Origin of the sequence: Methanofastidiosum sp. (genome assembly GCA_013178285.1) — an archaeon.
Classification (GTDB): domain Archaea; phylum Methanobacteriota_B; class Thermococci; order Methanofastidiosales; family Methanofastidiosaceae; genus Methanofastidiosum.
In genome coordinates this window covers 1-8695 of the sequence record JABLXD010000052.1, presented here as the reverse complement: position 1 = coordinate 8695, position 8695 = coordinate 1, and the positions used below count along the sequence as shown (strand labels likewise).

General features: G+C 28.8%; 11 protein-coding genes. All 11 read right to left on the bottom strand.

Features of this window, described 5'->3' with window-relative positions; translation table 11 throughout:
• Positions 1-275 precede the first annotated feature (275 nt).
• Positions 276-1223: a hypothetical protein gene (locus HPY60_10775; GenBank protein ID NPV51660.1), complete on the bottom strand. Its 948-nt coding sequence runs from the start codon at positions 1221-1223 to the stop codon at positions 276-278.
• A gap of 51 nt (positions 1224-1274) precedes the next feature.
• Positions 1275-1829, bottom strand: a complete 555-nt coding sequence (locus tag HPY60_10770) for a hypothetical protein (GenBank protein NPV51659.1) — start codon at positions 1827-1829, stop codon at positions 1275-1277.
• Positions 1830-1991: 162 nt separating this feature from the next.
• Positions 1992-2681 carry a hypothetical protein gene (locus HPY60_10765; GenBank protein NPV51658.1) on the bottom strand — a complete coding sequence of 230 codons (690 nt, stop codon included), beginning with the start codon at positions 2679-2681 and terminating at the stop codon, positions 1992-1994.
• A gap of 233 nt (positions 2682-2914) precedes the next feature.
• Complete coding sequence (locus HPY60_10760; GenBank protein ID NPV51657.1) at positions 2915-3718, bottom strand: hypothetical protein; 804 nt, start codon at positions 3716-3718, stop codon at positions 2915-2917.
• A gap of 12 nt (positions 3719-3730) precedes the next feature.
• Complete coding sequence (locus HPY60_10755) at positions 3731-3871, bottom strand: hypothetical protein (protein NPV51656.1); 141 nt, start codon at positions 3869-3871, stop codon at positions 3731-3733.
• Between the two features lie 29 nt (positions 3872-3900).
• Positions 3901-4761, bottom strand: a complete 861-nt coding sequence (locus tag HPY60_10750) for a hypothetical protein (protein NPV51655.1) — start codon at positions 4759-4761, stop codon at positions 3901-3903.
• Between the two features lie 388 nt (positions 4762-5149).
• Positions 5150-5491, bottom strand: coding sequence for a hypothetical protein (locus HPY60_10745; GenBank protein NPV51654.1), 342 nt, complete (start codon positions 5489-5491; stop codon positions 5150-5152).
• A gap of 122 nt (positions 5492-5613) precedes the next feature.
• Complete coding sequence (locus HPY60_10740) at positions 5614-6021, bottom strand: hypothetical protein (protein NPV51653.1); 408 nt, start codon at positions 6019-6021, stop codon at positions 5614-5616.
• Positions 6022-6192: 171 nt separating this feature from the next.
• Positions 6193-6822 carry a hypothetical protein gene (locus tag HPY60_10735; protein ID NPV51652.1) on the bottom strand — a complete coding sequence of 210 codons (630 nt, stop codon included), beginning with the start codon at positions 6820-6822 and terminating at the stop codon, positions 6193-6195.
• A 152-nt stretch (positions 6823-6974) separates the two neighbouring features.
• Positions 6975-7973 (bottom strand): hypothetical protein, encoded by a 999-nt coding sequence (locus HPY60_10730; protein ID NPV51651.1) that lies wholly within the window; start codon positions 7971-7973, stop codon positions 6975-6977.
• 262 nt (positions 7974-8235) lie between these two features.
• The gene (locus tag HPY60_10725; GenBank protein NPV51650.1) at positions 8236-8640 is read right to left on the bottom strand and encodes a hypothetical protein; all 405 of its coding nucleotides are present in this window, start codon (positions 8638-8640) and stop codon (positions 8236-8238) included.
• Between the last annotated feature and the right edge of the window lie 55 nt (positions 8641-8695).

The following is an 8695-nucleotide window of genomic DNA, read 5'->3' as shown; positions in this document are numbered from 1 at the left end:
AAATCATTTATTATCAATTTTTTGACCTATTTCAGAACCAATATATTTAACTTTTCTGTCTTGATTGAATTTACAACTAACTAGGCTAATTGTCAGAAAGATAAGTATGCTATTCTGTAGTTTCGTCAAAATATTGCACCCAACGGCTGGGGGTGTGACCAGTTTGGGGGAGCGGGGCTTGGGATTTATCCCACGTTAAGAAGCTCCCTGCGAGCCAACCCGCTTGCCTAACTCATTCAGCCCAAATTGGTTACACCCCTTGTTGTGGGTAGTTTTTATTCACAAATTCTACTTAATAAATCATTCAATTGAACTAAATCATTTTTTTTACCTGAAAAAATCTTGGTATTATATTTTTTTGCTAAACCTGAAATTTCTAATTCATTTTTCCTCTGAAAATCAGTTAAAAAAATATCAGAAATTGGCAAACCAGTTGAAATTCTCATTATATCAATATGGTCGTTCGAGTTTTCATTTTTATTGAAAACACAAATTATTGCAAGAAGTGAAAAACGAATATCTAACGTAGGTATATTGTTAAATCCATTTTTATTAATCTCTATGATAAGTTTTTTTGTTTCTTTTTCGTTCATTCTATGTGAATATAATAGCTGGTGTATAATTAAATCTATCCAGCTTGGGATGTTTCCAGATTTTGTTTTTATGCTACTAATAAAGATTTTTTTATTTTGTATTAATTCATATAAACGAGTGCAAATTTTTTCTGCATTAAGTTCTTTTAATTTTTTTACAAGCAAATTTTTGGTTTCTTGTTTTGAATTATTTGAGCGACAAGAATTTCGAATGTTATTTAATAATTCTGTAGATTCATTTATTATGTTAATAAAGGTTTCATTTTTGTTTAGAAGTAACTTAATGTCTTGTTCTACAGTGAAAAAGGAATTGTCATTAAATTTTTCTAAATACGTATTTCGAGTTACATTATTTCCTCTTACTAGAGATATTAAAAGTTGAGAGGTTATAAATAGTTCGGGTTTAAAAATTAGGTTTTGAGATAATTTTAGAAACTCCTTGTGAAGGGAAATTGCTTTAATTGATTCTTTTTTTGATGATTCAATTAAGTGTTCTAATGATAAAGGGCAAGCAATTTTTCCTTTTTCAAAACCTTTTTTTAAATTATATTTAATGTCTTGCCAAATTGAATCCTCATTTGAGTCAAATAGATTACTTGTTGCAAATTGGTCTAGATAAATAAATTTCATCTAAGGGATTAATATAGTAACTAATAGTCTTTAAGTCATTTTTTACTTAAATCAATTTGCTTGTTTTGTAGTTTGAAATTTTGAAGAATAATTTTCCTTGAAAAACATTTCAACTGATTCTCTATCTTTGTGTTTACAAGAGAAAAGAATTATATTTTTTTCTTTGTCATCACTTTCATAACTAATGCTTAAAATCATTTCTGGCATATTCGATTTAACTTCTTTCTTCCCAATACCAGTCATCCCTCCAATTATAGCACCTACAGGTCCTAAGATTAAGCCTCCAATTACAGCTCTTCCTATAACTGATTTATCTTTCATTTCATAAAGCTGTTCTTTATCTTCTAAGTGTATGCTAATAATTTTTCCCTCTGTGATTCCAGTATTGTAAGTTTTGAAATTCTTCATCATTTCAATTTGCAATCCAAGTGTACGATAACTTAAATTAATTACTGCAATAACTTCTGTAAATAGTTTTCCGCCTAGTAATTTGTCAAATGGTTCAATTCCTGATATGTATGAAAGTTTGCCAACTAATCTTTTCGGCATCCAAAAATTTTCTTTACCAAGATTAGATTTTAGTTCGTTTTTGTCTAATAGTTTCATAATTAGAAGTTTTTTTTTAAAATTACCCACAACGGTGGGGGGTGTATAAAGTGCTGGTTTTTGAAACATCGTCTTCGTCCAAAAGTGTAAAGCTAGATTGAAATAAAGAAGTAACTTAATCCGCTAGAAACCAGCATTTTGTACACCCCGTGTTGGCAGTAGTTATTTATTATTTAATCTATGATCATATCCTGTATTCTTAGAATAGTATTCAAAATTTCCTCCATACTTTATGATGAAATCTTCTTTTATTACCAAAGTCCCTAAACCCGAAGATGTGCCCATACCTTCTTTTATCCAAAAAAGAAATTCGTCTCCAAAATCAATAAATAAATTTCTTTGAACCTCTTTCCAACTTTTTCTTGCATAACTCCACTGAAACACTCTTTGGTTGTTGTTTTGTAATCGAATACTATCTATCAACCAACCTTTGTAAGATTTATCTTTTGGCTCCCTAATTTTAAAATTATTTTTAAAGTGAAATCCGTTTATTAGCCAAATCATCCGCTCACCATAGAAATCTTCCCTTTCTCGAATTAATGGCTTTAATATTGGGGAGTTTTGTAATTCAATTACTACATTTTCATTAGTTAGGATGTCAGCAATATGAAATCTCTCATCTTTTTCTATTCTGATTTCAGCATTATCCTTCCCGAATGTCATTTTCCAATGTTTATGCCATAATGTTTCAGGTTCGTACCATGTGTCACAATTCTCATCCTTAAAATGAGACCAATGCCATACATTAACATCACCGCATTTTGAAAATAATTTTCCTTTACAAATTGGACATATACCTTGTGTACTCGGTTTTGCTTCAATTTTTTCATTTTCAACTATCGCCCAAATCATAACTTTATAATCAGCAAATGTTCTATTAGATACAAATCAGTTATCAGTTTTGCTATAATAAACTTATTGTCTTTTTTTGTTTTTCAATAATTACTGCCAACGGTGGGGGGTGTAAAAAGTGCTGGTTTTTGAAACATCGTCTTCGTCCAAAAGTGTGATGTTAGATTGGAACCAAAAAGTAACTTAATCCGCTAGAAACCAGCATTTTGTACACCCCGTGTTAGCAACCGTTTTTAATTTCGTGATTTGAAATTAAATTCTTTTCTGAGAATCTCAACTTCTTCCTTTTTTAATACTCCAATTTCAATAAGTTTATTTTGTCGGTTTATATTTTTAATTACTGAACCAAAATAGCTTTTTGAGTTAATTAGAATACAAAATCTATAAGTCCCATTTTCAAGTTCTTCAAACACTTCATTATTCAACTTAATGCTTGTGTTATAAGATGTCATTCCTTTTGCTTCTGCATATTTCCCAACAATTCCACCAACCTCATTTAGTCCTTTTGAACTTACAATCACAGAATCTATATCTTTTTTTGATAGTATCAACTCCTTATTAGCCTTCAATGCATATACTCCTTTATAACCGATTATTGATTCTTCTTCAAATTGCCAATACATATCTTTTGGGAATAATTCCTTCACTTTATTTACAAGGTCTAAAAACTTTGTTGTGTCATCAGTAAAACCAACCAAGGCTGAAGAGTCAATAAAAATATTCCCATTTTTGTTTAATGAGGTGAAAGGATTAAAAACTTGATATAATGGATAATCTTCTATGGATTTACTTTGAGAAGAGAATTCTTCTGCCTGTTTTTTATTCAGAACATCCAATAATTCTATTCCAGAAGAAGAATTTGCAATAGAATCAAGATGTTTTTTTCTAATAAGTTGATTTGCCTGATCAATAATTGTGAAAATCTCAGTATTATCATAAGATACATTCAAAAAAAGTTTAATGTCAGAATTCTTTTTGTCACTCACAGAACAGCTAAAGAATAAAGCGCAAAATAAAATGTAAACAAGTTTTTTCATTTTCCAGATAAATTAAAAATGTATTTTTTTTTCAAAATGGTTGCTAACGGCTGGGGGTTGATAAAGTGCAGGCGGTTGGAACATCGTCATCGTCCCACGATGAGAAAGCTGGATTGAAACGGTAAAGTTTCCTAATCCGCTGATAGCCTGCATTTTATTAAACCCTTGTTAGCCACAGTTTTTTATTTTTTTAGTAATTCAATATCAACACCTGATATCAAATTTAGAACATTTATTATCCAGATATCATTATTTTCAAGTTTAATAAAGAATCTGTCGCCTTTTTCTATTACGATAGTATTATTTTTAAAATCCCCTTTGATATCTTTGTCTAGTCCTAAAATACCTTTAAATTCTAGTTTTTTTCTATAACTATCAGCTGTGATAAAAACTTGGCCGTTGAATATAGATTTTGGTGTGAGATACGAAATGCTAATTTTTTGAACTAGTTCTAAATCAGGTGCCTGAGACAGCAAGTATATTCGTTCCTTATTTAGTGTTACAATTGAGTCCATTGCATTATTTAGCGATTTCATCAAAGACTCATTATCCTGTTTAAGAATCTTGTTTTCATCAGTTAGGTCAATTTTTTTTTGGTCAAAACGATTTTCACCTATATATTTTCCAAAAAGGAACGAACCACCAACAATAACTAACAGAATTGTTACAATTCCAATAATTTCATTTCTTGTAAAAGCACTATTTCTAATCTTTTTATTTGAGATGTTTTTTTTACTTTTAATTATACCAATTACACTTATCAATTCAGTATATCCTTGATTTGAATGAAAAGTCCTGCCTGATAAATACCCTGCTTCGAAATAGTTGTTGTATTTTGATTTTAGTTTACTCCCTGCAACTGGAACTTCAATATTTTTAATTCCAGTTGCATCTACATAATATTCTTGTACTCTACCATACAGTTCAGATATTTTCGTATGTAACTCTTTTTGCTTGTCTGTACTTTCAAACTTTATAGCATTATATTCATTGACTATGATTTTCAATTCATTCAAGATGTCAATTATTTCCTTTTTAGTCATAATATTAAAAATTTGAGAGATTATAAAATGTGGTTTACCGAAGTTCGTATTGTCACTACAAGTTTTTTTAAAGAGAGCAACAATTTGTCAATGGGTTTTTAATAATTAGTTTTAAAATAGTATTGATTTGAGTAAAATTAAATAAAATGAGATACTTGCTTAAAATATATTCACTTAAAAACCTGACTATATCTAATCGAATGTGCTGGACCTTTCAGAGTTATCATTGTCAACACAAATATTAAATCCTTTGTTTGTTAAAGTTACTTTAAAACTTTTATTCTTTGTCAAAAGAAATTCGTAAATTATTGATAACCTAACTTTCCCAAAATAATCGGTAATTATGCCAAATCATTATTCAAGAGTTCTCTATAATAAATTTTTAAAACTATTGGATACCTTGGGTGTTAAGATTGCCAATTGTGTATGCAAAAGTTCTATACTCTTTTTCAAATTTTTTAGAGGAATCGTAATTTACTTTTAATTGAATTTTAAGATTATATATGTCAAGACTTGTGTTTTTTGATTTTATTGAACCAATTTTTAATATATCAAGCGATTTTATGGATTTATTAACTTTTTCATCGCTAAACATTATAGTTTTTTGTTCCTTATTAAAGTCTTTAAATATTGATAATTTCAAAAAGTCACTTTGACTTATTTCCATTAAATTTTCAATTGTATTAATTTGTATATCAAACCACCTTAAAGTATTTTCATCTATTAGCAACCTATTAAGTGAGTCTTTTGCTAGTATCCTTGCATTATTTATAATCCCAGTACCAAAGAAATTGTGGTCATAAGAATAGATTTTATCAAATGTAATACAATATCTTAATTCTATTCTATTAATTATATTATAGAGATTTTATTTAATTTTGATATGTAGCTACCTGAATTAAATCTCCTTACGTTTAATTCAAAATTTGCAGCAAAAATTATTGATTGTATTGGGTTGTCAAATATTTGAAATCCCCCATCACCTGTACTTATAAAGTTTTGCTTAAATTCTGCTTCTGTCTTAGCATAAGAATTAAAGAAAAATAATTCTCCTTTTATGCATAAATTAACGGTTAGACTGTAAATTGAATTAAATAATACAGGTATATATACTTGAGCACACTCAGGATATTCACTATATTTATATATGTCAATTCCCAATACAGATTTATTCTCAACAAAACTTAAATGATAATTTATTTTATCGTTATCATCTAGAATTTTATTTTTTAATTTTGGTTCAGGATTAAAGATTTTCATTGAATTCTGGTTTTTTAGTTAAAATTGTGGCTAACGGCTGGGGGTTGATAAAGTGCAGGCGATTGGAACATCGTCATCGTCCCACGATGAGTAAGCTGGATTGAAACGGTAAAGTTTTTTAATCCGCTGATAGCCTGCATTTTATTAAACCCTTGTTAGCATTTGTTTGTTTTAGCATACTTTATAATCATAATCCAATTCTTTAAAGATTATTTCAAGTATTTTCACTATCAATCGAAGTTCTTTTACATTCTGATAAAATTCTCTATAACTGTTTGGACAGTCATAACTAAAATGTCTCTTTTTTTCACCTGAAAATAATTCAAAATAATATTCAACATCGTCACTAATTATCTTTATTGCATAGGTCGTGTCTTTTCCAGAAACATACATTTCTCCTTTCCAGTTCATCTGAATATCTTCCATATCTGGCAATTCCAAAATTTGAAGCCTTACTAAATTATCCCAAACTTCTATCCAGTCTTTAGGTAAATTAACTTTCGAGTAATTTACTTTGTAATTTTCATTTTCAAATAAGTCAACTAACTGTGAAGTCACTTTCTCAGCTATCCATAAAGTATCATTTTGTAATGTGATTCTCAATAAATCTGGAGATTTATACATTGAATTTATCCAGATTCTTAATTCGAATTGAAATTCCCCTTTATCAACAAGTTTAATTATTTCAGGGTGAAAATGCTCGTATTTTGAAATATATTTCTCTTCGTTTTTAAAATCAAATTGAGCATTAACTTTCAAAATAAAAGTCAATAATATCAAAAGTAGTGTCGTTTTCTTCATACAAATATATGCTAACGGTGGGGGGTGTATAAAGTGCTGGATTTTGAAACATCGTCATCGTCCAAAAGTGTAAAGCCGGATTGAAACGAAAAGCAGCCTAATCCGCTAGAAACCAGCATTTTGTACACCCCGTGTTACCAGCCGTTATTTTGTTAATAATCAGTATATTCTATTAATTTACAATCGGTACTATTAAATTCAGTATCTCCAGAAACTATCTTGCAAGTGGTCAAAATTCTTCCCCTTAAATCCAGATTTATTATGTTTCTTTGTTCAAATTGGAATGTATTATTGATTGATAAATAATTTACAATCTGCTTATCTTTATATTTAATAATCTTAACTTCATGTGGGACAGTGTCTGTGTCTCGATAATATTTTTTCTTCAATAAATTTTCACTAAGATACTCATATTCAATTGTCTCAAAAAGCTTTCCGTTAGAATTTGTAATCTCTCTACAAGGTTTTTTCTTTTTATAAATAATCTCATGTTTGGTTTTCTCCATCTTTGTACTGATATGACTTTGATTTCCATCATATCCATATATTGTTGTTAATACAGATGTGTCTGAACGATGAAAAGTATCAAAATTTGGAGGGCTATATGATTGCTTTAAAGTATATGTAGAATCTCTTTCAATCTGTGTGTTTTTATTAAAATAGTAAAACCATTCATAGGTCTCTAAACTATACTTGTTTACTTTAGTCTGTATTATAATAATTGAATCTGAAAAGTACTGAATATTTTTTTCAATCCGACTTGATGGAGTTATCTCGGTCTTTAAAACCAGCAAACCCTTTTCATTATATTTATAATTTGTCCGTAATGATTCTGTCCTATATTCAAGTAAGTCATGATATTTGTTGAAAATAAAAGTATCAACTTTGTATAAATTGTTATTTCTAAATTGTTGAACAATTTCCATTGAATCAATCTTATTCAGCCTTTGCGTTATAAACAACTCATTATTAATAATTAACGAATCATATTCAAGTCCGCCATTTTTTGTGTAAACCGTTAAACGTTTAAAGTTTTTGTTTTCAAATAAAGTATCATTTGAGTTAAATTCTAATCTCCTTTTTGTGCCTTTAAAAAACAAATCAAAATTTGATTTATAATATTCATTCCCATTTTTAATATTATCAATCAATTCAGCCTTGGTATAAGATTTATATAGATTTACAGAATTCAATTGCCCAAAAGTCAAAAATGAGTAAATTATCAATATTATTATCAGTGTCAATTTCATGTTAGCGCGTTTTTTTATAATGGCTGGTAACGGTGGGGGGTGTAAAAAGTGCTGGATTTTGGAACGTTGTCGTCATCCAGACACGTGAAGCTGGATTGAAATAGAAAGTGACCTAATCCGCTAGGAACCAGCATTTTGTACACCCCGTGTTGTGCCGCGTTTTTCATTCTATAATTCTAAAAAATGAAGGAAATCTTTTTGAATATAAAACTTCAACTTCGGCTCCTTTAAGTCTATTAATTATCATTGTTCCATTAGTAAACTTTGGATTAATATAATTGTCAAAATGCTGATTATCCTTTTTCGCATATTTTGTAATCAATCCATATGTTTTTAGTTCCTTTTCCACGATAAAATTAACTGTATAAAATTCCTGACGACCGATTCTAACAATCTCTATTCGCTTTATTCCTTTTATACTTCCAACTGTTTTAATAGTATTATTAGATAAATAAAATTCCCGCAATTTATAATTCAGATTTTCACCAATTTTTTCAAATCCAAGTATTGATATAAAAAGTAAAATAAGAATTATAATCTGCTTCACATTCCTAGTTACCCATTTCAAGGGAGATGATTTAAATTCTTGCTTTTGAAATCCTTTAATATATTCAAAAGGTAAG